Annotated in this window: 24 protein-coding genes; 12 read left to right on the top strand and 12 right to left on the bottom strand. The window is 71.5% G+C overall.

Translation table 11 applies throughout. The annotated features are described in order from the left end of the window. Window positions 1-65: 65 nt before the first annotated feature. The 3 genes from map (at window position 66) to DPM19_RS17695 (ending at window position 2,962) form a co-directional block, all read left to right on the top strand. Complete coding sequence (gene map, locus DPM19_RS17710; RefSeq protein ID WP_111869018.1) at window positions 66-833, top strand: type I methionyl aminopeptidase; 768 nt, start codon at window positions 66-68, stop codon at window positions 831-833. A 327-nt stretch (window positions 834-1,160) separates the two neighbouring features. Beyond that, window positions 1,161-2,294: a sensor histidine kinase gene (locus DPM19_RS17700; protein ID WP_111869017.1), complete on the top strand. Its 1,134-nt coding sequence runs from the start codon at window positions 1,161-1,163 to the stop codon at window positions 2,292-2,294. Then, a complete protein-coding gene (locus tag DPM19_RS17695; protein ID WP_111869016.1) occupies window positions 2,291-2,962 on the top strand; it encodes a response regulator in 672 nt (223 codons plus the stop codon). The genes DPM19_RS17700 and DPM19_RS17695 overlap by 4 nt, the downstream gene beginning before the upstream one ends. 39 nt (window positions 2,963-3,001) lie before the next feature. On the opposite strand, the gene DPM19_RS17690 is transcribed toward DPM19_RS17695, so the two are convergent. Then, entirely contained in the window at window positions 3,002-3,586 is a 585-nt protein-coding gene (locus DPM19_RS17690; RefSeq protein WP_111869015.1) for a helix-turn-helix domain-containing protein, read from the bottom strand. Window positions 3,587-3,728: 142 nt separating this feature from the next. Between DPM19_RS17690 and DPM19_RS17685 the strand changes: the two genes are divergently transcribed. Further along, the gene (locus tag DPM19_RS17685) at window positions 3,729-4,331 is read left to right on the top strand and encodes a class I SAM-dependent methyltransferase (RefSeq protein ID WP_111869014.1); all 603 of its coding nucleotides are present in this window, start codon (window positions 3,729-3,731) and stop codon (window positions 4,329-4,331) included. 4 nt (window positions 4,332-4,335) lie between these two features. On the opposite strand, the gene DPM19_RS17680 is transcribed toward DPM19_RS17685, so the two are convergent. After that, entirely contained in the window at window positions 4,336-4,821 is a 486-nt protein-coding gene (locus tag DPM19_RS17680; RefSeq protein ID WP_111869013.1) for an FBP domain-containing protein, read from the bottom strand. 80 nt (window positions 4,822-4,901) lie between these two features. Here DPM19_RS17680 and DPM19_RS17675 point away from each other — a divergent pair, with 80 nt between their 5' ends. Beyond that, complete coding sequence (locus DPM19_RS17675) at window positions 4,902-5,489, top strand: TetR/AcrR family transcriptional regulator (RefSeq protein ID WP_111869012.1); 588 nt, start codon at window positions 4,902-4,904, stop codon at window positions 5,487-5,489. Window positions 5,490-5,712: 223 nt separating this feature from the next. On the opposite strand, the gene DPM19_RS17670 is transcribed toward DPM19_RS17675, so the two are convergent. Continuing rightward, window positions 5,713-6,171 (bottom strand): Lrp/AsnC family transcriptional regulator, encoded by a 459-nt coding sequence (locus DPM19_RS17670; protein ID WP_111869011.1) that lies wholly within the window; start codon window positions 6,169-6,171, stop codon window positions 5,713-5,715. A gap of 63 nt (window positions 6,172-6,234) precedes the next feature. Between DPM19_RS17670 and DPM19_RS17665 the strand changes: the two genes are divergently transcribed. From DPM19_RS17665 to DPM19_RS17650, 4 genes are all read left to right on the top strand, one after another. After that, window positions 6,235-6,981, top strand: coding sequence for an AzlC family ABC transporter permease (locus DPM19_RS17665; RefSeq protein WP_233510236.1), 747 nt, complete (start codon window positions 6,235-6,237; stop codon window positions 6,979-6,981). Beyond that, on the top strand, window positions 6,974-7,306 hold the full coding sequence (locus DPM19_RS17660) for a branched-chain amino acid transporter permease (protein WP_111869009.1): 333 nt from the start codon (window positions 6,974-6,976) through the stop codon (window positions 7,304-7,306). The genes DPM19_RS17665 and DPM19_RS17660 overlap by 8 nt, the downstream gene beginning before the upstream one ends. A gap of 61 nt (window positions 7,307-7,367) precedes the next feature. Beyond that, on the top strand, window positions 7,368-7,943 hold the full coding sequence (locus DPM19_RS17655; RefSeq protein WP_111869008.1) for a hypothetical protein: 576 nt from the start codon (window positions 7,368-7,370) through the stop codon (window positions 7,941-7,943). 87 nt (window positions 7,944-8,030) lie between these two features. After that, window positions 8,031-8,765: a maleylpyruvate isomerase family mycothiol-dependent enzyme gene (locus tag DPM19_RS17650; protein WP_233510235.1), complete on the top strand. Its 735-nt coding sequence runs from the start codon at window positions 8,031-8,033 to the stop codon at window positions 8,763-8,765. Between the two features lie 54 nt (window positions 8,766-8,819). Here the strand turns inward: DPM19_RS17650 and DPM19_RS17645 are convergent, their stop codons facing one another. Both DPM19_RS17645 and DPM19_RS17640 read right to left on the bottom strand, forming a co-directional pair. Then, window positions 8,820-9,257, bottom strand: a complete 438-nt coding sequence (locus DPM19_RS17645; RefSeq protein ID WP_111869007.1) for a VOC family protein — start codon at window positions 9,255-9,257, stop codon at window positions 8,820-8,822. 1 nt (window position 9,258) lies between these two features. Next, window positions 9,259-9,831 (bottom strand): DinB family protein, encoded by a 573-nt coding sequence (locus DPM19_RS17640; RefSeq protein ID WP_111869006.1) that lies wholly within the window; start codon window positions 9,829-9,831, stop codon window positions 9,259-9,261. Window positions 9,832-9,892: 61 nt separating this feature from the next. Here DPM19_RS17640 and DPM19_RS17635 point away from each other — a divergent pair, with 61 nt between their 5' ends. Continuing rightward, window positions 9,893-10,852: a helix-turn-helix transcriptional regulator gene (locus tag DPM19_RS17635; RefSeq protein WP_111869005.1), complete on the top strand. Its 960-nt coding sequence runs from the start codon at window positions 9,893-9,895 to the stop codon at window positions 10,850-10,852. Between the two features lie 85 nt (window positions 10,853-10,937). On the opposite strand, the gene DPM19_RS17630 is transcribed toward DPM19_RS17635, so the two are convergent. The 3 genes from DPM19_RS17630 to DPM19_RS17620 all read right to left on the bottom strand — a co-directional run bounded on the left by DPM19_RS17630 (window position 10,938) and on the right by DPM19_RS17620 (window position 13,941). Further along, window positions 10,938-11,942 carry a helix-turn-helix domain-containing protein gene (locus DPM19_RS17630; RefSeq protein WP_111869004.1) on the bottom strand — a complete coding sequence of 335 codons (1,005 nt, stop codon included), beginning with the start codon at window positions 11,940-11,942 and terminating at the stop codon, window positions 10,938-10,940. 17 nt (window positions 11,943-11,959) lie between these two features. After that, a complete protein-coding gene (locus tag DPM19_RS17625) occupies window positions 11,960-12,955 on the bottom strand; it encodes an alpha/beta hydrolase (protein ID WP_111869098.1) in 996 nt (331 codons plus the stop codon). 188 nt (window positions 12,956-13,143) lie between these two features. After that, window positions 13,144-13,941 carry a (2Fe-2S)-binding protein gene (locus tag DPM19_RS17620; protein ID WP_111869003.1) on the bottom strand — a complete coding sequence of 266 codons (798 nt, stop codon included), beginning with the start codon at window positions 13,939-13,941 and terminating at the stop codon, window positions 13,144-13,146. Window positions 13,942-14,201: 260 nt separating this feature from the next. On the opposite strand from DPM19_RS17620, the gene DPM19_RS17615 reads away from it, so the two are divergent. Next, on the top strand, window positions 14,202-14,402 hold the full coding sequence (locus tag DPM19_RS17615; protein WP_111869002.1) for a DUF397 domain-containing protein: 201 nt from the start codon (window positions 14,202-14,204) through the stop codon (window positions 14,400-14,402). Between the two features lie 217 nt (window positions 14,403-14,619). Here the strand turns inward: DPM19_RS17615 and rox (DPM19_RS17610) are convergent, their stop codons facing one another. The 3 genes from rox (DPM19_RS17610) to DPM19_RS17600 form a co-directional block, all read right to left on the bottom strand. Next, window positions 14,620-16,044 carry a rifampin monooxygenase gene (gene rox / locus DPM19_RS17610; protein WP_199485155.1) on the bottom strand — a complete coding sequence of 475 codons (1,425 nt, stop codon included), beginning with the start codon at window positions 16,042-16,044 and terminating at the stop codon, window positions 14,620-14,622. A gap of 334 nt (window positions 16,045-16,378) precedes the next feature. Beyond that, a complete protein-coding gene (locus DPM19_RS17605; RefSeq protein ID WP_158566810.1) occupies window positions 16,379-17,158 on the bottom strand; it encodes a maleylpyruvate isomerase family mycothiol-dependent enzyme in 780 nt (259 codons plus the stop codon). A gap of 201 nt (window positions 17,159-17,359) precedes the next feature. Then, complete coding sequence (locus tag DPM19_RS17600) at window positions 17,360-18,235, bottom strand: sigma-70 family RNA polymerase sigma factor (protein WP_111868999.1); 876 nt, start codon at window positions 18,233-18,235, stop codon at window positions 17,360-17,362. A gap of 134 nt (window positions 18,236-18,369) precedes the next feature. On the opposite strand from DPM19_RS17600, the gene DPM19_RS17595 reads away from it, so the two are divergent. Further along, window positions 18,370-18,759: a VOC family protein gene (locus tag DPM19_RS17595; RefSeq protein WP_111868998.1), complete on the top strand. Its 390-nt coding sequence runs from the start codon at window positions 18,370-18,372 to the stop codon at window positions 18,757-18,759. Window positions 18,760-18,958: 199 nt separating this feature from the next. Here the strand turns inward: DPM19_RS17595 and rox (DPM19_RS17590) are convergent, their stop codons facing one another. Beyond that, the gene (gene rox, locus DPM19_RS17590) at window positions 18,959-20,392 is read right to left on the bottom strand and encodes a rifampin monooxygenase (RefSeq protein WP_111868997.1); all 1,434 of its coding nucleotides are present in this window, start codon (window positions 20,390-20,392) and stop codon (window positions 18,959-18,961) included. Window positions 20,393-20,682 lie beyond the last annotated feature (290 nt).

Below are 20,682 nucleotides of genomic sequence, written 5' to 3'. Positions count from 1 at the left end.
TCCACGACCGTGATACTAATACCGGTATAAGTATTGGATTCGGTTGGGGCGGGGAGTCACGGCACATGGTGGAGATCAAGACCGATGCGGCGATGGACGCGATGCGGGAAGCCGGGCGTGTGGTGGCCCACGCCCTGGCCGCGGTCCAGAAAGCGGCCGGCGTCGGGGTGTCCTTGCAGGAACTCGACGAGGCGGCCCGCGCGGTTCTGGCCGAGGCGGGGGCCGGTTCCCCGTTCCTGGGGTACCGGCCGTCCTTCGCCCCGGTCCCCTTCCCCGCCGTGATCTGCGCCTCTGTCAACGACGCCGTGGTGCACGGCATCCCCACCGGCTACCGGCTGCGCGACGGAGACCTGGTGAGCATCGACTGCGGCGCCCAGCTCAACGGCTGGGCCGGCGACGCGGCCATCACCTTCACCGTGGGAACCCCACGCCCCACGGACCTCGACCTGATCGACGCCACCCGGCAGGCCCTCGACGCCGGCATCGCCGCCGCCCAGGTCGGCAGCCGCCTCGGTGACATCTCCCACGCCATCGACAGGGTCGCCCGCAAGGCGGGCTGCGGCATGCCCGCCGACTTCGGTGGCCACGGCATCGGCCGCAGCATGCATGAAGACCCCCATCTCCCCAACCGCGGCCGCCCCGGACGCGGTTTCCCCCTCCGCCACGGCCTGGTGCTCGCCATCGAACCCATGTTCATGGCCGGTGGGCAGAACACCTACCGCACCGACCCTGACGGCTGGACCCTGCGCACCACCGACGGCAGCCGGGCCGCCCACATCGAGCACACCGTCGCCATCACCGACCAGGGCCCCCGCATCCTGACCCTGCCGTGAGGGTTTCATTCGCCCGCCACCGGCGCCATGGAGATCTTCCAGTACTCGGCGTAGCGGCCACCGCGGCGCAGCAGCTCGCGCGGGCGCTCGCCACCTGACAGCAGCGCACCGCCCTCACCGACGCTCGCCGCCCAGCCGCTCGATCACGTCGTCCAGCCGTGCCGCGGTCGCCGCCGCCCGCACCTCGGCTTCGCCGGCGTCGGGACAGCCGAGACGCACGTTCTCCTCGATGGTGCCTAGGATCAGCCCTACTACATCGCAGGGAGTAGTGATTTATTACGACATGCTGCGGAAGACCCCCAGCGGAAAAGGCCCTAATCTGCGCAAATGAGGTTCATGGACCGGTGGCGGCCGCTCGCCCAGGACAGCCTGCTCGCCGTGGTGATGGCCGTCCTGCTGTCGGCCATCGTGTTCAACACGCCGCGCGCGGGTGCGCTGGACCTCGCGGCCGCGCTCGCCGGCTCGCTCGCGCTCATCGCCTGGCGGCGGGCACCCCTGGTGTCGTTGCTCGCCGGCACGGCCTGCATGCTCGTGGTCGAGGTGCACGTCCAGCCGGGCCCGGCGGCCGCCTTTCCCGTGCTGGTGTCGGTGTTCGCGGCGGTCAGGGCCGGTCACTGGCTGGCCGCGGCGCTGGTGGGCGCGGTTTTCCTGGGGGCCGTGAGCCTGTCCGGCTCCGGCGGGTCCGAGCAGGATTTCCAGAAGGCCACACTGCTGGTCGGCTGGTTCGTGGCGGCCGGTGTGGTGGCGACGGTGACCCGGCACCGGCAGGCGTACCTGGAGGAGGCCGAGCAGCGGGCCGCCGAGGCCGAGCGCACCCGTGAGGAGGCGGCCCGGCGCCGTGCGGGCGAGGAGCGGCTGCGCATCGCCAGGGAACTGCACGACTCGCTCACGCACAGCATCTCGATCATCAAGGTCCAGGCCGGGGTGGCCGTCCACCTGGCGCGCAGGCGCGGCGAGGACGTGCCCCCCGCGCTGCTGGCCATCCAGGAGGCCAGCCGCGACGCCATGCGCGAGCTGCGCGCCACCCTGGAGGTGCTACGCGACCCCGACCGCCCCGACGGCGAGGCCCCGGCCAGCGGCCTCGACCGGCTCGACGACCTGGTGGAGCGGGCCCGCTCGACCGGGCTACCGGCCACGGTGACGATCTCCGGCACGCGACGGGAGCTGCCGGCCGAGGTGGACCGGGCCGCGTACCGGATCGTCCAGGAGGCGCTCACCAACGTCTCCAGGCACGCCGGCGAGGCGGCCGCGGCGGTGCGCATCGACTACACGGCCGGGGAACTGGTCGTGCAGGTCGACGACGACGGCAAGGCCGACCCGGACGCGCCGCCCGTACCCGGCACGGGCCTGCTCGGCATGCGCGAGCGCGTCGCGGCGCTCGGCGGCCGGCTGCGGGCCGGGCCCCGCCCCGAGGGCGGCTTCACCGTGCGCGCCGAGCTTCCCCTTGGTGAGGCGCCGTGATCCGCGTGCTGCTCGTGGACGACCAGGCCCTCATTCGCGGCGGTTTCCGGGCCCTGCTGGAGATCGAGGACGACATCGAGGTGGTGGCCGAGGCGGCGAACGGCGAGGAAGGCGTCGCGCTCGCCCTCGAACACCGGCCCGACGTCGCTCTCGTCGACATCCAGATGCCGGTGATGGACGGTATCGAGGCGACCCGGCTGATCGCCGCCGATGAACGGCTGAGCGACGTCCACGTCGTGATCCTCACCAACTACGGCCTCGACGAGTACGTCTTCAACGCGCTCCGCGCCGGCGCCTGCGGCTTCATGGTCAAGGACACCGAGCCCGCCGACCTGCTGCAGGGCGTCCGGGTCGCGGCCCGCGGCGACGCGCTGCTGTCTCCCACGATCACCCGCCGCCTGATCGGCGAGTACGTCGCCCGCCGCCCCGAGCCCGCGCCGGAGGGGATCGAGGTGCTGACCAACCGCGAGCGCGAGGTCACCGCGCTGGTCGCCCGTGGCCTGTCCAACGACGAGATCGCCGCCCATATGGTGATCAGCCCGGCCACCGCGAAGACGCACGTCAGCAGGGCGATGAACAAGCTGCATGCCAGGGACCGCGCCCAACTCGTGGTGTTCGCCTACGAATCCGGCCTCGTCACTCCGCGGCGCGGGCTGGAAGGGCGGTGAAGCCGTCGAAGACCGGGCGGGCCCGATACCGCCCAGGGGTCAGGTGGGCCGGAAGCGGGCTTTGACATGGAAGCGTTCGCCCTGCGGGCCGACGATGCTCAGGAACTCCACCGGCCGGGCGTCGGCGTTGCCGAACCAGTGCGGAAGGTGGGTGTCGAATTCGGCAACCTCGCCGGCGGTGAGGACGAAGTCCTGGTCACCGAGGATGAGGCGGAGCCGTCCGTTGAGGACGTACAGCCAGTGGTAGCCCTCGTGGGAGCGGGGATCGGGTTCGCAGCGGTCCGGGCCGGCGGGGAGGATCTGTTTGAACGCCTGCAGCCCGCCGGGTTTGCGGGTCAGCGGGATGACGGTCATGCCGTTGTGGATGACCGGCCGGGGATACACCCGGGGGTCGGCGTCGGCCGGGGCGCCGACGAGTTCGTCGAGCGGCTTCTGGTAGGCCCTGGCCAGGGGCAGCAGCAGTTCCAGGCCCGGCTTGCGGTGCCCGGACTCCAGCCGGGACAGGGTGCTGACCGGAATACCGGTGGTCTCCGACAGGGCGCTCAGGGTGGCTCCGCTACGGCGCCGCAACTCGCGCAGCCGTGGTCCGATCCCGGCCAGCACGGCGTCGAACTCGTCGTTCATACATGCACAGTGCCTGATGTTTTGCACTTTCCGCAAAGAACTTTGCCAGCAGGTTGGGGTGGGGGCAGGTTGGTGCCGGAGGCGGTCACGACGGCTCAACGACGGTCCGTGACCCCCTCCACCGACCACCGAGGAGAGAACCATGGACGCCCAGTTCTGGGACGAGCGATACCTCAGCCGCGACCAGCTTTTCAGCGGCGCACCCAACGGGGTGCTCGTCACCGAGGCCACCGACCTGCCGCCGGGGCAGGCGCTCGACCTGGGCTGCGGTGAAGGCGCCGACGCGCTCTGGCTGGCCCGGCGCGGCTGGCAGGTCACCGGGGTCGACATCTCCCAGATCGCCCTGCAACGCGCCGCCGCCGCGGCCGCGGACCTCGCGGACCGGGTGGCGTGGACACGGGCCGACCTGACCGTCGCGCCACCCCCGGCCGGCGCGTTCGACCTGGTGTCCGCCCAGTACTTCCCGCTCGTGCACCAGCCGGACCACGCCGCGCTGCGCGGCCTGCTGGCCGCCGTCGCACCCGGTGGCACCCTGCTCTTCGTCGGCCATGATCCCGCCGATCTGCCCCCGGGTCAGGACCACGGCTTCGACCCCGGCGACTACTACCAGCCCGGCGAGGTCGCCGAGTTCCTCGGCCACGGCTGGACCGTCCTGATCGACGAAACCCGTCCGAGAACCGCCCCCGCCCCCGCCGGCACGCACCACGCCCACGACACCGTCCTGCGAGCGCGACGCCTGCGGTGACCGGTCACGAGGTCACCTTCTGGAAGAACTCGGTCACGTTGACCGCGGTCCTGCTGATCTTCTCTTCGAGGGTGAGCGACTCGTGTATCAGCCCGCCCAGCCCGGCGTCCTTCTTGCCGCGCAGATAGAGCGAGCAGGCCAGGTCGGTGCAGATGTAGGCGCCCACGGAGTTGCCGTCGCCCCTGGTCCGGCGGGCGGTCATCAGCGACACGCCGTCGCCGGTGTGCGTGGTCAGGCAGAGCGAGCACATGCTCCGCCGTGCGTGTCCGGCGTGCGGAGTGGCCCGGCGCAGTGCCACTCCGGCCAGGCGGCCTCCGTGCTCGGCGACCAGATAGGCGCGGTGCGGCGAGGCGGGGTCCTGCCAGCCGAGGAAGTCCAGGTCGTCCCATGGTCGGGTGGCCAGGTCCCTGGGCACGGCGAGGCGCTTGACCTCGCCTTTGGTGCAGTTGACGAAGGAGCCGCGAATCTCGCTCTCGGAAATCTTTCTCATAGCCAGGAGACTATGCCCCTCCCCTGGATACCACAAACGATTAAGTATTATCCTAGGAGCCCTAGGAAGGATGGTGATCCATGGCGCGTGCCGGAGTGACCGTCGGACGGCTGGCCGAGGCGGCCGCGGAGCTGGCCGACGAGGTGGGGCTGGAGAACATGACGGTTTCGGAGCTCGCCCGCCGGTTCGGCGTGAAGGACGCGAGCCTGTACTCCCACATCAGGAACGCGCACGAGCTGCGGGTCCGGGTGGCCGTGCTGGCGCTGGCCGAGCTCGCCGACCGGGCCGCGACGGCACTGGCGGGACGGGCCGGCAGGGACGCGCTGATCGCCTTCGCCGACACCTACCGTGACTACGCCGAAGAGCATCCGGGCAGGTATGCGGCCACCCGGGTCACGCTCGACCCGGAGACCGCCGAAGCGAGCGCGGCCCGCCGGCACTCGGAGATGATGCGGGCGATCCTGCGCGGCTACGCGCTGGCCGAGCCCGATCAGACCGACGCGGTACGCATGCTGGGCAGCGCCTTCCACGGGTTCGTGAGCCTGGAGCAGACCGGAGGGTTCCGCTACCACCCGCGCGGTGCGGACGACTCCTGGCGGCGGATGCTGGACGCCCTCGACATCGCGCTCCGCAACTGGCCGGCGCCGGCAGCCGATACATCTGACTGATGCTCCCCAGGGTCGGGAACATTCCGGGGGGCTGGTCAGTTGTACCGCCTGTGGCCGGTGTGCCTGGTGTCCCCGGGCCTCACCTATAGCCTTCGCGGACTACCGTTCGGCTGGAGCCGCGTTGTGCCTTTCGCCGAGAGGCGACCCGCACACCGGACACGGACGTCGGGCCCCGCCGGGATCATCCCGGCGGGGCCTTCGTCTTCCGGCAACCGCGACCGGTTCAGTCAATGACCTTGATCTTCTTCATGGTGGGCTGGGAGATCACGCGGGCGACGCCGGGAATTCCGATGATCTTGCTGGTCTGGAAGGCCTCGTAGGCGGCGTAGTCGGCGACGAGGACGCGCAGGTAGTAGTCGGGGGTGCCGAACACGCGGCGGAACTCGACCACCTCCTCGTAGGCCGCGATCGTGCTCTCCAGCCCTTCCAGGGTCTTCAGGTCGCTGACGGAGACCTCGATGGAGACCGTGACCTCCAGCCCCCGGCCGAACGCCTCGGGGTTGATGCGCGCCCGGTAGCCGGTGATGATCCCGGCCTCCTCCAGCCGCTTCACCCGGCGCAGGCAGGGCGGGGGAGTCAGCCCGACCCGCTTGGCCAGCTCCACGTTGGTCAGCCGGCCATCCTGCTGGAGATGGAACAAGATATCGCGATCAATCCGATCGAGTTCCCGTTCATTGCTCATATCGGGATTCTAGGGTTATATTTCGAAACCATATAAGGCGGGATTATTTCTAGAATTGCCGATATGGCAATGCCCTCGGCCGAACGCGCCGGCCCTCTCCCCGCCGCCCCCGTGCCCGACCGCGGGCTGGTGCCCGACCTGGTGCGGGCGCTGAAGGACTCCGGCTCCGTGGGCCTGGGCGCGTTCCCGATAGGCGTCGCCTTCGGCGTCCTGGTCGTCCACTCCGGCCTGGAATGGTGGTGGGCGAGCGTCTTCTCCAGCCTCATCTTCGCCGGTTCCCTGGAATTCCTCTTCCTCGGCCTGGTGCTGGCCGCCGCACCGCTCGCCTCGATCGCCGTGACGGCGTTCCTGGTCAACTGCCGGCATGTCTTCTACGCCCTGTCCTTCCCCCTGCATCGGGTGCGGGGACGCCTCCGCAAGGGGTACAGCACCTTCGCCCTGACCGACGAGGCGTACGCGGTCACCGCCGGCGAGGCCGCCCGTTCCTTCTCCAGCCGCCGCATCCTGTGGCTCCAGGGGTTCGTCCACCTCTACTGGGCCGGCGGGGCGACGACCGGGGCCCTGCTCGGCTCGGTCGTCCCCGCCCAGGTCACCGGTCTGGACTTCGCGGTGACGGCCCTGTTCACCGTCCTGGCCATCGACGCCTTCCGCGACCGCCGGGACATCCCCACCCCGCTGCTGGCACTGGCATGCGTCCTGGTCGGCCGGTTCGCCTTCCCCGACCAGATGCTGCCGGTGGCCTTCACCCTCTTCACCGCCGGCCTGCTGGCCCGCCACGCCTGGACGCGCAGGGGGAGCACCCATGCCTGACACCGGCTACCTGATCGCCGCGGTCGCCGTCGCCGTCGCGGTCACCTGGGCTCTGCGCGCCCTGCCCTTCGCCGCCCTGGCACCGCTGCGCTCCAGCCCGCTGATCGCCTACCTCGGCGCGGTGATGCCGGTCGGCGTGATGGTCATCCTCACCGGCTACACCCTGCGCGCCTTCGACCCACAGGCACCCGACCGGGCGGGGCCGACCGTGCTGGCGCTCGCCTGCACCGTGGCCCTGCACCTGTGGCGACGCAACGTCCTGCTGTCGATCTTCGGCGGCACCGCCGTCCACGTCGCCCTCGCCAGCACCCTCTTCGCCCACTGACGGGCAGGCCCGCCGATAAAGAAGGCGCCACACCAACTGTGATCATGTAAGTCTGTGGGGCATGCGTTCTGCGCGGGTCCATGTTCACGGGACGTCCCTGCCCGTTCTGCCGCTGGAGCGGCGTTACCGGTACGTCGGCCCGGCCGAACTCCGCGAGCAGGTACGGCCGGACGGGCTGGGACGTCCGATCTCCTCCCGCGACGATCTCGCCACCTGGCTGGCGGAACAGGACGAACCGGAGCGCGAGGAGCCGTTCACGTTTGTCGTCGACACGACCGCGACCCTTCGCCTCGCCCCGCGGCGGAGCGAACACATCGCCTGTGCCGGTGGCGATCCGGTGTTGGGCGCCGGAGAGATCACCTTCGCGCGGAGCCATGACGGATGGCGGGTGAGCGAGATCAGCAACCAGTCCACCGGCTACTGCCCCGACGTCACCTCGTGGACCGCCGTCCAGGCAGCGCTCGACAACGCCGGTCTCGATCACCCCGGATCCTTCACCCGGCCGATCGTCTTCCGCCGCTGCCTCCACTGCCGGCAGCTCAACATCGTGAAAGACGACCACTTCGTCTGCGCGATGTGCGAGGAACCGCTACCCGCCGTCTGGAACGCGGATCCGCCCGACGAGCCTGAACACTGAGCGGACAGCGCCGGAGGTGCCACCTTGGGTACGCCGGCCGCCAGCGAAACTCCATCCGTACCGAATGTCGTTCGGTATGGTGGTGGGATGGTGGATGTCTTCGACGACCTGACCGCCGAATACCGTCAGCTGGACGCGGTCCTGGCTGCTCTGACCCCGGACCAGTGGGCCCACCCCTCCGCGGCCGAAGGCTGGAGTGTCGCCGACGTCGTCCTGCATCTCGCCCAGACCGAGGAGGCGATCGACCACCGATCCAGCGTCGCGGGGAAGGTCTACCTCACCTCCGCCGAAGCCACCGTGGACGGCGTGGTCGAGGACATGGTCGCCGCCGAGCGCGGAATCTCGCCGGCCGACCTGCTGGCGCGCTGGCGCAAGGCCGCCTTCGCCACCCCTGACGCGCTGCGCGCCCACCCCGCGGGCACGCGCCTGTCCTGGGTGCGGGCCACGCTGTCCCCGCGCACCCTGGCCACGACCCGGATCGCCGAGCACTGGGCGCACGCCCAGGACATCACCGTCCCGCTGGGCATCCCCTATCCCGACACGGCCCGGCTGCGCCACATCGCCTGGCTGGCCCACCGCACACTGCCCTACGCCTTCGCCCTCGCCGGCCTCCCGGACACCCCCGTGCACTGCGACCTGACCGCACCGGACGGAGCCCGCTGGACCTTCGGTGACCCGGCCGCCCCAACGCGGATCACCGGCCCGGCCGCGGAGTTCTGCCGGGTCGGCGCCCGCCGCCTGGCCCCCGAGGAAACCGGCCTCGCCACCGAGGGGCCGCACGCCGCCGACGCGCTCCGGCTGGTACGCAACTACGCGGCCTGACCGGCTCAGGCCAGGCGTGGAGGCGGAACCGCGGGGGTCGGGGCGCGCGGCTAGTCAGTCGAGGCAGAATTCGTTGCCCTCGGGGTCGGCCATGATGATGTGACCGGCGTCGAGTGGGGGAGCGGGCTCGTGACGCCGGAGCCGGGTGGCGCCGTGGGAGGCGAGCCGTTCGGCCTCCGCCTCCAGGGCCGTCATCCGCGCGTCGCCCTCGAGGCCGGGGGCGGCCCGCACATCGAGGTGCACGCGGTTCTTGGCCTGCTTGCCCTCCGGCACCCGCTGGAAGAACAGCCGCGGTCCGGAGCCTCCGGGATCGACCACCGCCGAGGCGTCGTTACGGTGCTCGGGCGGCACGCCCAGCGCCTCCAGGGCCTGCTCCCACGACTCGAAGGCCCCGGGCGGGTCCTGCAGCCGGTAGCCGAGGGCCTCGGCCCAGAACGCCGCCAGGGCGGCCGGGTCGGCGCAGTCGAAGGTGATCTGAACGTCGCGGGCCATCTCAGCTCGCCTCCTGTCGGGTGTGCAGGTAAAGGTCGCGGAGCAGGCACACCTCGGCCAGATGGTGGATCATCTCGCGGTTGATGTGCAGCACCAGCGTGGCCAGCGGATGCTCGGCGTACGGCCCCTCCGCCTCCCCGCACGGGCGGGCGAGACCGGCCTCGCCGAGGGACTCGACCCCGGCCAGCCAGGTGGCGTACTCCGCGTCGAGCTGGGCCAGCGCCGCGGTCGCGGTCGGGGCGTACTCGAACGACTGGTAGTCGGTGGGCGCGCGGTCGAAGTGCGCGGCGTTGCGCGTCGCGAGCACACCGACGATCACGTGCCCGAGCCGCCAGGCGATCGTGGTGAACGGTGGCGGGTCGGGTTCCGGCATCGCGAAGTCGATGGTCAACGCGCCGGACCCGGCCTGCACGGGTGCGGTGCCGGTGCCGCGCGGGCGCGCGCTCCAGCAGCCGGGCGCCGGCTCCCAGAAGTACTCCTCGTCGGTGAGCCCGTCGAGGCGATCGCGCAGCCGCCCGGTCCAGAGCCAGGCGAGCTGGTCTCGGAGCAGGGGGTTCCAGATCTGTTCGGTCATGGCCCCAGCCTCCCGCCTATAGCGGACAGGGTCGTTCCTAGATGTGTGGAACGATGGGCGCGTGACCGTCGAGGCGACGACCGAGCGGGTGCTGCGGTTGCTGGCACTGCTACAGCGCCGGCCGTCCTGGACCGCCGCCGAGCTCGCTGCCGAGCTGGAGGTCACCGACCGCTCGGTGCGCCGCGACGTGGAGCGGTTGCGCACGCTCGGCTACCCCGTGCACGCGACGGCGGGCGTCGGTGGCGGCTACCGGCTCGGTGCGGGCACCCGGCTGCCGCCGTTGCTCCTCGACGACGAGGAGGCGATCGCGACGGCGGTGTCCCTGCGGCTGGCGTCGGGGGGCACGGTCGCCGGGGCGGGCGAGGCGGCGCTGCGGGCGCTCGCGAAGCTCGACCAGGTGATGCCGCCCCGGCTGCGCGCCGAGGTGCGGGCGGTCCACGGCGCCACCGAGACCCTGGTCGGCCCCGGGGTCGAGATCGACCCGGAGTTGCTGGTGACGCTCGCGCGATCCTGCCGCGACGCCGTGCGGGTACGGTTCCGGTACGCCGGCCGCGACGGCGGGGAGCGCGAGCGCACGGTCGAGCCGGTGCGGATGGTCGCCACCGGCCGCCGCTGGTACCTGATGGCCTGGGACGTCGACCGCGACGACTGGCGCACCTTCCGGCTGGACCGGATGCGCGAGGTGGCGGCGACGACCTGGCGCTTCCGGGCGCGGGAGCACCCGGACCCGGTCGACTACGTGCAGCGGTCCGTGACCGAGGCGCCGTACCGGTATCTCGCCCGGGTGCGCCTGCACGCCCGGCCCGACCAGGTACGGGAGCTGGTGCCGCCCCAGGTGGGGCGCGTCGAGGACGATCGCGACGGGTGGTGCGTGCTCGTCGTCGGCGGGGAGGACCTGGAGTGGCTCGCCGTGCGCGTGACCCGGCTGGGCTTCGAGGCGGAGGTGCTGGAACCTGCGGAACTGCGGGAGACCGCCGCCCTGCTCGCCCGCCGCCTCACGGCGATGACCGGGACCGGCTGACGGTCCCGGCAGGCCGGGACTCACCGGCGCCGCGACCACGGCCTGGTTCGAGCGACGAAGACCCGGCGCGACCTGGGCCGCCGCTTCAGATCGGGGCCCGGTGCAGGCGGCGCAGGACGAGGGCCAGGTGCAGGCGGAGGCGGCCCGGGGCGTCGTTGACGGGCCAGCCGAGCAGCCGTTCGGCGTGGGCGGCGCGCTCCTGCAAGGTCGAGTGGTGCACCCGCAGGGCCGTGGCCGCCGCCCGCAGGCTCGTGGCGTTCGCGAGGGCGTCGAGGGCGGCGAGCATCCAGGGGGCGGCCTGGGCGGCCCGTTCGAGGGCCACGACATCCTGGATCCTGGGGGTGTCGGGGCCGACGGTCTGCGCCAGCAGCATCAGGCCGCCCGCCGTGTCCGCGTGGACCACGCGGGGGCCGGGGTCGCCCGGGGTGCCCTCGGCGGTCAGGCGCAGGGCGAGCCGGGCCGCGGTCCAGGACGCCGGCAGGTCCTCGACGGGCACCGCGGGGCCGATCCCGGCACGCGCCCCCTCGGGCAGGGCGTCCGCCGCCCCGTCGGGATCGCCGTGGACGAGTGCGTCCCCGCCGTGCAGTGCGACGGCCCTGAGCTGGCCGGACTCCGGCAGTTTGAGCCGGCGGGCCGCCGTCGCCCGGGCCTCCGGTCCGGTCGCCGGGTCGAGGAGGGTTTCCACCGAGGCCGGGCCCTGCGGGGGGTTCGCCCGCCGGCCGCGGGTGCGGTCCAGGACCGCGGCGGCGGCCGCCGCCGCCCGTTCCAGCACCATGGCGTCGACGGGGCGGGTCGGGCCGGAGTACTCCAGCCACAGCACCGCGTCGCCCGATCCCAGCCGGACGCTCGGCCAGGCGGGATCGGGGGCGTCGGAGGGCTTCCCGGCGTGCCCGTCCCCGTCGACCCGGATGCGGACCCGCCGGGCGTCGTCGACGAGCGCGGCGGGACCGGCGGTCAGCACCGCGGCGGCCCGGACGATCGCCTGGAGTCCCGCCCCGTGGGCGACCAGGTCGTCGAAGTAGGCGATGACCCGCAGTGCCGCCCCGGCCTGCGGGTCCAACGCGTCGAGGCGGACCGTCAGGTCCTTCATCGGCCGGTCCCCTTCCCTTAGGCCGCGAGTAGCCTGCGCAGCCACCGCGTGCGGGCCGCCCGGGCGTCCTGGGAGATCACCGCCTGCGGCACCATCAGGTCGAACCCGTGGAAACCGCCGGGCCAGACGTGGAGTTCGGCCTGCCCGCCGGCCTGCCAGATGCGGCCGGCGTAGGCGGTGTCCTCGTCCCGGAAGGTCTCGGCCGAGCCCACGTCGATGTACGCCGGCGGCAACCCGGACAGGTCCGCGGCCCGCGCCGGCGCCGCGTACGGGGAGACGCCGTCAGTGCCGCGCGCGTCGCCGAGCAGGGCACTCCACCCGCCCGCGTTGGAGGAGCGGTCCCAGACGCCGAGCCCGGCCATCTGGCGGGCCGACGGGGTGTCGTTGCGGTCGTCGAGCATGGGGCACATCAGCAACTGCCCGAACAGGGCGGGACCACCGCGGTCCCGGGCCAGCAGCGCTAGCGCCGCGGCCAGCCCGCCACCGGCGCTGGCACCGCCCACGATGATCCGCTCGGGGTCGATGCCCAGTTCCGCGGCGTGCTCGGCCGTCCACACCAGCCCGGCGTAGCAGTCCTCCACCGGGCCGGGGTGCGGGGTCTCCGGCGCCAGCCGGTACTCGACCGACACCACGGCCGTCTCCAGTTCCTTGACCAGGTCGAGGATCTCGGACAGGCCCGTCCGGTTGTCCCCGACGACCATGCCGCCGCCGTGCATGTGGTAGATCGCCGGCGTCGGGTCCAGTGCCGCCGCCGGACGGCAGATCAGCAGGGAGATGTCCGGAGCGCCCGCGGGGCCCGGCACCGTCCGTTCCTCGACCTCGAACGCGCCGCCCCGGGCGAACGTCTCGTTCGCGGGCTGTCCGGCGTTCGGAACGGCCTGGCGCATCATCGCGACGGCCCCGGCGTCACCGAAGGCGCCGGGCGCCAGGAACTCGTTGATGACCCGCAGGGCCGGGGCCAGCTCCGGGTCGAAAGGCGGGGGAGGGCCGGGGCGGGGGTCGGTGGCGGTCATCATCGGCTCCAGGGGTTGGCGTGACTGCAGTCACGATCATCGGTGAGTCCGCCCCCGGATTCGACCGCCGCACGGCGGATTCTACCCGCCACCTGGCGGGGCGGCACTGCCTCGCCCAGGCGGGGGGAAGTTCCGGAACCGCACGAGAAGGAGTAGCGGCCCTGGACCCTGCAGCCCCCGGACGGGCGTCACCCCGTTCCGCCTCCCGGGGCCCGGCGGGTGCCGGGAGCCACCAGGGCGCAGTCGCCGCACTTGCCGCCGCCCGGCAGGCGGTAGTACAGGCAGCAGCTGCGCCGGAGGAAGAAGGGGCCACCGGGGGAGGGCTCGACGAGATCACCGGTACCGGTGCCGGCCAGGACACCCTGGCCGAGCAGGGCGCGGCCGAGGGAGACGGCGGGGCCGGCGAGCGCGGGACGTTCCCGGCCGATCGAGCCGACCGTTCCGGCCAGCGCGGACGCGGCGTTACCCCACAGCAGGCCGGGCGCGAGCCCGACGATCTGCCGGACGGCCCGCACCAGCGGTTCGAGCAGGCCCTCCACCACGTTCTCGTACAGGAACGCGGCGGCACGGTCCGGATCGTCGGTGATCCACCCCGCCGGGTGCGGGGTGCGCAGCGGGAGCGGCCCGGAGTCGACCGGCCGCCAGTACAGGCGGGCGGGGTCGAGGTCGGGGAGCAGGCCGTGGGCGACGGCCGGCCCGAGCGCCGGTGACCACAGCCGGGCGGCCAGCCCCTGGAACAGGATCGAGGCCGCCACCCTGGTCTCGGCCGTCCCCAGGCGTTCCGCGACGACGGCGACGCGATCACCCAGCGCACCGGCGAACAGGTCGGTGAACGGCCGCCAGCCGGGCCCGGCGGGTCCATGGCCGATCTCGAAGTAGGCGCTGATAGCCGTGACGTCGGCCAGAGCGGCAACGACCTGGTCAGGTCCGGCCGGACGCAGCCCCGCGCCCTCACCGGCCGCCAAGTCACACGGTTCCGGGTTCATCTCACACCGCCGGCCCGACCTGGGGCCGGGCAAACACGCCGTACCCGCACACCCATGATGCAAGCGTAGTTCTCATCCAGCGGCAACGTGTTGAGCGGTGCTGCGTACCGGCACAGGTTCAGCGGGTGTTGAGTTCTTCGTTGCACTGGACGAACGCGAACCTGAACCGCTGCGGTTGTGGACGATCTCGGAGTGGACGACTCGCTGGCTCTGATCACCCAACTGGCGAAGTCCATATAAAATTGCCAGAATAAGATCAAATGGGCACAATCTCCTTTCGGTGGACATGGCGTAAGAGCTCGCGCTCAGCCCAAGGAGCGAACTGCGTAGAAGCGGCGAGGGCCGGGACACTGTGCGCGGTCCGGGATTCGAAGAGCCCGGAGAGCGGCATCCTGGTTGTGGGCATCCCGGTATGGCATGACCTCCTCAGGCAGGTGAAGGCCGGCGTTTACGACCTGTGATGGCGTCCCTCTCTCGCGTGGGAAGACGCAGTTGCACACTGAGAGGCGCCACCGGACTCCGTTCCAGATCATGGTGAGGAGCCTCGGCCCGGTCTCCGGCCCCGGCAGGTGGTGCCGGGGCCGGAACACCTACGGCAGATGCTGCTTCCAGCCTTCTGGTGGTCAGTTACTACGGGCCATTCCGATCCGCACGGGCTTTTCGGTTGCTCGGGCGGGATTAGTTGGTGGGTTTGCCGAACCAGCGGGAGAGGTGGTCGTTCAGGTCCTGCTGATCGTGGCCGATCCAGGCGACGTGGCCGTCGGGGCGTAGCAGGAGGCACGGAACGTCCAGTGCCGCGGTGGGGTCCGCGAGGTGATCGACCCGGTCTGACCAGCCGCTGACGGTCAGGCGTTCGGTGCGGTCCAGCAGCAGGCCGCGGCCGTGATGCAGCAGACCGTAGAGGTGGCCCTGTTTCACGTCGATGTCGCGCAGGCGGCGGCCGAGCAGGTCGGGGCCGGCGCCGAAGTCGTAGCGGATGCCGATCCCGGTGATCTTCTCGATCAGATGGCGGTGCACCTCGTCGAAGTCCATCAGTTCGGTGAGCAGCCTGCGCACGGCCTGCGGGCCCGGGTCGGGGGACAGCAGTTCCGTCTGGGCGCGGGTGTTGTCCAGCACGTCCTCAGCGACCGGATGACGTTCGGCCTGGTAGGTGTCCAGCAGTGTTTCCGGGGCCCAGCCGCGGATCTGTGCGGCCAGTTTCCAGCCGAGGTTGAACGCGTCCTGGACGCCCAGGTTGAGGCCCTGCCCGCCGATGGGCGGATGGATGTGCGCCGCGTCGCCGGCCAGCAGCACCCGCCCGACCCGATAACGTTCGGCCAGCCGGGTGGCATCCCCGAAGCGGGACAACCAGCGCGGGGAGTGCACGCCGAAATCGGTTCCGGCGATGGCGCGCAACTGCTGTTTGAAATTCTCGAGGGTGGGCGGTTCTGCGCGGTCGCTGACTTCCCCGGCGGGGACCACGACGCTGTAGGCCCCTTCGCCGAAAGGCCTGAGCCAGAATGGCCGATGGAGCTCGCTGACTTCTGCCACCTTGGCGGCGATCTCCTCCTGCGGCACGCCCACTTCCATCTCGCCCATCAGCGTCTCGGTCCGCGAGGGCTCGCCGGGGAAGCCGACGCCCAGCAGTTTGCGCACCGTACTGCGCCCACCGTCACAGCCGACGAGGTAACGCGAACGCAGCCGTTCCCCGTCGTCCAGCTCAACGGTCACACCCTCGTCGTCCTGCTCGAAACCGGCCACCGCACGACCGCGCCGGACCTGCGCACCCAGTTGGACCGCATGCTCTTCGAGCAGATGAACGATGACCGGCTGCGGGATGCCCAGCAGATAGGCGTACGCGGAATCCAGGCCCTCGGGCGCGGGTTTGGGGATGGCGGCGAAGAAGCCGCCGGCCGGACGCCGCCTTCCATGCGGGAGGATGCGCTCCAGCAGTCCGCGCATCGCCATCAGCTCGAGACTGCGAATATGCAGACCGACGATGCGGACGAACGACACGGGCTCGGTTTCCTTTTCCAGGACGAGTACCCGCACATCGTGCAGCCGTAGTTCGGCGGCCAGCATCGCACCGGTCGGCCCGCACCCGGCAATGATCACATCGAACATGAGGGGTGCGCGATCGGCGCCGGAGGCCGACGACCGGAGCCCGGGGACGTCGCCCACCGTGGGGCCGCGCTCGACCCTGTCGCTCGACGGCGGTTCGGCGGTGAACTGCGAAGAGTTCATAGGTGTTGCCTTTCGGGAGTGCCTTGTTGTCGAGGCGCTCCCGGCGACACCTACGTCAATCGCCCGGCCGTGACGGGAAGGGGGAGCACCCACAGCGATACAGCGTTCATGGGTCTCACCTCCTCGGGCGGCGTCACGGTTCGCCGCAAGCTACAAGCCTGGTCATCGGCCCGTCCAATCCTTTTCCCGCCGGACCGCGTCGGCCGAGCGTGGGTCAGTCGTTGGTGACCCAGTCCATGTGTTCGATCCAGTGGTCGAACAACGCCCGATCCCCCAGCACTTCCAGTGTGGGAGCCGCTTCCAGCGGGCGACGCCTGCTGATCACGAGCAGGAGCTCGATGGCCGGGCCGCGCACCGCGACGTCCGCCTTGGTGTGCGTGCGCTCCAGCACGACCATGTCCGGTTCCCGGCGTGCCACCCACTCCCCAGGCGCGTCGGTCGCGTGGAAATGCAGGGTCTGACCATCCCCGCGCATCGCATCGGCGAAGCCCGGCTTGTTCTCCCAGTAGCCACGGGAGGTCATCGTGTCCAGCCAGTCCTCGAGGGCCGCGACGGCGAGCTCCGGCGCCAACTCGTACGGCATGCCGAGCGCCACGGCCGCGTCCGCGCGATGCACGCAAGCCTCGCCGAACAGCCGACGTGACCAGAACGGCACGCCCGCGGCGGCGCCCGACGGATCCCACACCGGCGTGTCATCGGCGACCGACGCGAACGCCTGTCCCGCCTTGGCCGCGCCGTCGCTCAGCCAGGCGCGCCACTGGCCCGAATCGGTCGGCCCCGGAACGTAGCCGGCGAACGCCCGGCTCGGCTCGGTCATCTGCTCACCCACGAGCATCGCCACCATGCGCTGTGTTCCGCCGACATGGTCGACGAGATCGGCCAGCGTCCACTTCGGACATGTCGGCACCGGGGTCGCCGCATCCCTGCCGTGCACCCAATCGGCAAGCGTGCTCGTCTGCTCGACAACGGCCTTCACATACGCGGATGTGTCCATCGCTGCGCCTCCAAGTGCTTTGTGGTCCATCCGAAGTTTGCGGGCCAGGTCACTCTGCCGACCGCCAGCCGGTGTCGATAATCGCATGATGGTCAGGTTTGGTCAGCTGTGCGATAAACGCGTTCAAGGGGCCGGGCGGCTGTCACGCCTGCCTGCCGTGGGCGGCGAGAGTGCAGGACGAGAGCCTGAGATCGGCGCGGGTCAACGCCGCTCCCTGTCGCCGGCCGCAAGAATGACGATGTCGAGGTCACGGAGCCGGTCGGAGTCGGTGTCGATGACGATGTTGGTGATCTTGCCGTCGTTGACGGTGAACGTGAAGACGGCCTTCGGCCGGCCGAGGTGCGACCAGACGGCCGCCGGCACGCCGTCGACCAGAGCGAGCCGGGCGGCCTGAGCCCGTCGCTCGGCGAAGAAGGCCGCCACCGCGTGGCCGCCGTGGACCTCGCCGACCACGGCGTCCGGATCGAGCAGTTCGAGCAGGGCGGTGAAATCCCCGCTCCGGGCGGCGGCGAGGAAGGCCTCGACGATGTCCCGCTTCGCCGATCGCGCGGCATCGGACGCGCCGGCCGCGCCCTGCACCCGGCGCCGGGCCCGGCTGGCGAGTTGCCGGGCCGCCGCCGGAGAGCGGTCGATGATGGCGCCGATCTCGCCGAACGGCACGGCGAAGACGTCGTGCAGGACGAACGCGAGCCGCTCGGCGGGAGTCAGCGTGTCCAGCACCACCATCAGCGCGGCACCGACCGAATCGGCCAGCAGTGCCTCGTCCTCGGGGCCGCCCTGGCCGGTCGGGTGGATGCCCGGGTGCGGCGTGCCCGGCTCGGGCGGCAGTGCCCCGGCCGACTCCTCGCGCCGGTTGCGGCGTGCCTCGAGCATGTTCAGGCAGACCCGGGAGACGACCGTGGTCAGCCACCCTCCCGGATTCTCCACCTGGCCGGTGTCGGCGCGGCTGACCCGCAGCCACGCCTCCTGCACCGCGTCCTCGGCCTCGCCGGGTGAGCCGAGCATCCGGTAGGCCACCGCGTGCAAGCGGTCATGGTGCTCGGCGAACCGCTCGCTCACCCAGTCTTGCTCGGCCATCTGTCACATTCCTTTGCCTCGGCGGTCATATCGGTTGACCGGCAAACCCAGGCCGATGTGACATCCGGGCGCGGCCCGGCTGTCCGGCCTGCCGGCGCAGGCGGCATATGCCCCGAAACCACAAGGAGAGAACCGTGTCACTGCAGGTGAGCGCCATCATGCTCGGTGTCAAGGACCTGGCCCGCGCCAAGAAGTTCTATGCGGGCCTGGGCTGCGAGATCGACAAGGACACCCGTCATTTCGTCTCGTTCAGCCTGGGCGAGGGATCTCCGCAGCTGGCCCTCTACGAATGGGAGGCGGCGGCAGGGGACGCCGGCGTCCCTGCGGAGGGGTCCGGATTCCGCGGCGCCTCGTTCCACTTCAACCCCGACTCCAGGGAGGTCGTGGACGAGATGATGCGCAACGCGGTCGCTGCCGGCGGCAGCGTGGTCAAGGAGGCGGCCCCCGCCCAGTGGGGCGGGTACTTCGGCTACTTCAGCGACCCGGACGGCCATCTGTGGAAGGTCACCACCTACGCCTCCTGACCCGCAGACCGCGGGCTGGGGCCCGGCCTCGCCACCACCCGGCGAGGCCGGTCCCCGGCCCGCGTTCCCCGTCCTACCGGAACCGGGAAATGCGGCTGCACGCTGGGAAGTACCAGGGGAGCATCGGTCCGGTCTCCGGCCTCGCCGGGCGGTGGCGAGGCCGGAGCCGGGTGCGTCCTTTCGGGTCGCGACCGCGCGTTCAGCCGGTGGGTTCACCGAACCACCTGGGTAGCCGGCCGAGCAGGTCGGTCTGGTCGTCGCCGATCCACGCCACGTGGCCGTCCGGTCGCAGCAGTACCGCGGGGACGTCCAGTTCCTCGCTGCCGTCGACGACGTGGTCGACCCGGTCCGCCCAGCCCGCCGCCGAGAGCCGGCCGGTCGGGTCGAGCAGCAGTCCGCGGCCGCCGCGCATTAGCTCGTAGAGGCGTCCCCGCTTCAGCCCGGTGTCCCGCAGCCGCCGGCCGAGCAGTTCGTGCCCGGCGCCGAAGTCGTAGCGGACCCCGATCGCCGTGATCTTCTCGATCAGGTGCCGGTTCACCTCCTCGAAGTCCATCAGTTCCGACAGCAGCCGGCGCACCGACTGCGGGCCGGGCTCGGGGGACAGCAGCTGCATCTGGGCGCGGGTGCTGTTCAGCACGTCGGCGGCCACCGGGTGGCGTTCGGTGTGGTAGCTGTCCAGCAGCCCCTCCGGGGCCCAGCCGGTGACCGCGGCGGCCAGTTTCCAGCCGAGGTTGAACGCGTCCTGGATGCCGAGGTTGAGGCCCTGCCCGCCGACCGGCGGGTGGATGTGCGCCGCGTCGCCGGCCAGCAGTACCCGGCCGACCCGGTAGCGCTCGGCCAGCCGGGTGGCGTCGCCGAAGCGGGAGAGCCAGCGCGGTGAGTGCACGCCGAAGTCGGTGCCGGCGAACACCCGCAGCTGCCGCTTGAACTCCTCGAGGGTCGGCGGGACCGAGCGGTCCTCGGCCACCCCCTCGGCGGGCACGACGACGCGGTGCACCCCCTCCTCCTCGCCGAAGGGTCCGATGCCGAAGTGCTTGTGGGTCTTGCGGACTTCGGCCATCACGGCGGCCAGTTCCTCCGGGGGCATGGTCACTTCCATCTCGCCCAGTAGCGTCTCGACGCCGGCGGGCTCGCCGGGGAAGCCGACGCCGAGCAGCTTGCGCACCGTGCTGCGGCCGCCGTCGCAGCCGACGAGGTAGCGCGCGCGCAGTTGCGTGCCGTCGGCCAGCTCGGCGGTCACCCCGTCCTCGTCCTGGCTCAGCCCGACCAGCTCGTGGCCGCGCCGGATCTCGGTGCCGAGTTCGGCGGCGCGCTCGGCCAGCAGGCGGTCGGTGGTGGGCTGCGGGATGCCGAGGACGTAGGGATACGTGGTGTCCAGCCGGTCGGGCGAGGGCTTGTCGATGCCGGCGAAGAAACCGCCGACCGGGTACTGCCGGCCGTGTTCGAGGAACCGTTCCAGCAGGCCGCGCTGGTCCATCACCTCGATGCTGCGCACATGCAGGCCGAGCGCGCGGACGACCTTGGTCGGCTCCGCCTCCTTCTCCAGCACGAGCACGTGCACGCCGTGCAGCCGCAGCTCGCCGGCCAGCATCAGGCCGGTCGGTCCGCCACCGGCGATGATCACGTCGATCACGAAAACCCCCTGTTTTCGCAGGTTCTGGCTTCGGCCGGCGATTCTGCAGCATGACCCGGGTCTTGCCGCAAGCCCCCCGGTGCGCTATACGTTGAGAGTGGCAGGGAGCGGTGAACCTCCTTGCCTTGACTTTTGTTGCGCGCCGGTGCCGCAATCTCCCGGTTTCGCTCTCCTTCTCCGTTGCCCTCGCCGCCTACGCCGGTGCTTTGCGCAGGTGGGCGAGGGCCGTTCTCGCTGGCCCAGCACGGAGCCGGACGCCCGGTGAACGCTTCGAGATCCTCCTGGGCGAG

The sequence above is a fragment of the Actinomadura craniellae genome, assembly GCF_003289645.1.
GTDB lineage: Bacteria > Actinomycetota > Actinomycetes > Streptosporangiales > Streptosporangiaceae > Actinomadura_D > Actinomadura_D craniellae.
Note: the sequence above shows the minus strand (reverse complement) of the source record. Positions and strands in the feature narration are given on the sequence as shown.

Bases quoted from the DNA above. Each gene is read 5' to 3' on its own strand.
- map (WP_111869018.1), top strand. From the start codon at position 66: ATGGTGGAGATCAAGACCGATGCGGCGATGGACGCGATGCGGGAAGCC.
- DPM19_RS17685 (WP_111869014.1), top strand. From the start codon at position 3,729: ATGGACGCCCAGTTCTGGGACGAGCGATACCTCAGCCGCGACCAGCTT.
- DPM19_RS17670 (WP_111869011.1), bottom strand. From the start codon at position 6,171: ATGAGCAATGAACGGGAACTCGATCGGATTGATCGCGATATCTTGTTC.
- DPM19_RS17660 (WP_111869009.1), top strand. From the start codon at position 6,974: ATGCCTGACACCGGCTACCTGATCGCCGCGGTCGCCGTCGCCGTCGCG.
- DPM19_RS17630 (WP_111869004.1), bottom strand. From the start codon at position 11,942: ATGAAGGACCTGACGGTCCGCCTCGACGCGTTGGACCCGCAGGCCGGG.
- DPM19_RS17650 (WP_233510235.1), top strand. From the start codon at position 8,031: ATGGTGGATGTCTTCGACGACCTGACCGCCGAATACCGTCAGCTGGAC.
- DPM19_RS17605 (WP_158566810.1), bottom strand. From the start codon at position 17,158: ATGGACACATCCGCGTATGTGAAGGCCGTTGTCGAGCAGACGAGCACG.
- DPM19_RS17680 (WP_111869013.1), bottom strand. From the start codon at position 4,821: ATGAGAAAGATTTCCGAGAGCGAGATTCGCGGCTCCTTCGTCAACTGC.
- DPM19_RS17645 (WP_111869007.1), bottom strand. From the start codon at position 9,257: ATGGCCCGCGACGTTCAGATCACCTTCGACTGCGCCGACCCGGCCGCC.
- DPM19_RS17665 (WP_233510236.1), top strand. From the start codon at position 6,235: ATGGCAATGCCCTCGGCCGAACGCGCCGGCCCTCTCCCCGCCGCCCCC.
- DPM19_RS17690 (WP_111869015.1), bottom strand. From the start codon at position 3,586: ATGAACGACGAGTTCGACGCCGTGCTGGCCGGGATCGGACCACGGCTG.
- DPM19_RS17640 (WP_111869006.1), bottom strand. From the start codon at position 9,831: ATGACCGAACAGATCTGGAACCCCCTGCTCCGAGACCAGCTCGCCTGG.
- DPM19_RS17620 (WP_111869003.1), bottom strand. From the start codon at position 13,941: ATGAACCCGGAACCGTGTGACTTGGCGGCCGGTGAGGGCGCGGGGCTG.
- DPM19_RS17625 (WP_111869098.1), bottom strand. From the start codon at position 12,955: ATGACCGCCACCGACCCCCGCCCCGGCCCTCCCCCGCCTTTCGACCCG.
- DPM19_RS17655 (WP_111869008.1), top strand. From the start codon at position 7,368: ATGCGTTCTGCGCGGGTCCATGTTCACGGGACGTCCCTGCCCGTTCTG.
- DPM19_RS17700 (WP_111869017.1), top strand. From the start codon at position 1,161: ATGAGGTTCATGGACCGGTGGCGGCCGCTCGCCCAGGACAGCCTGCTC.
- DPM19_RS17675 (WP_111869012.1), top strand. From the start codon at position 4,902: ATGGCGCGTGCCGGAGTGACCGTCGGACGGCTGGCCGAGGCGGCCGCG.
- DPM19_RS17600 (WP_111868999.1), bottom strand. From the start codon at position 18,235: ATGGCCGAGCAAGACTGGGTGAGCGAGCGGTTCGCCGAGCACCATGAC.
- DPM19_RS17615 (WP_111869002.1), top strand. From the start codon at position 14,202: ATGGGCACAATCTCCTTTCGGTGGACATGGCGTAAGAGCTCGCGCTCA.
- rox (WP_199485155.1), bottom strand. From the start codon at position 16,044: ATGTTCGATGTGATCATTGCCGGGTGCGGGCCGACCGGTGCGATGCTG.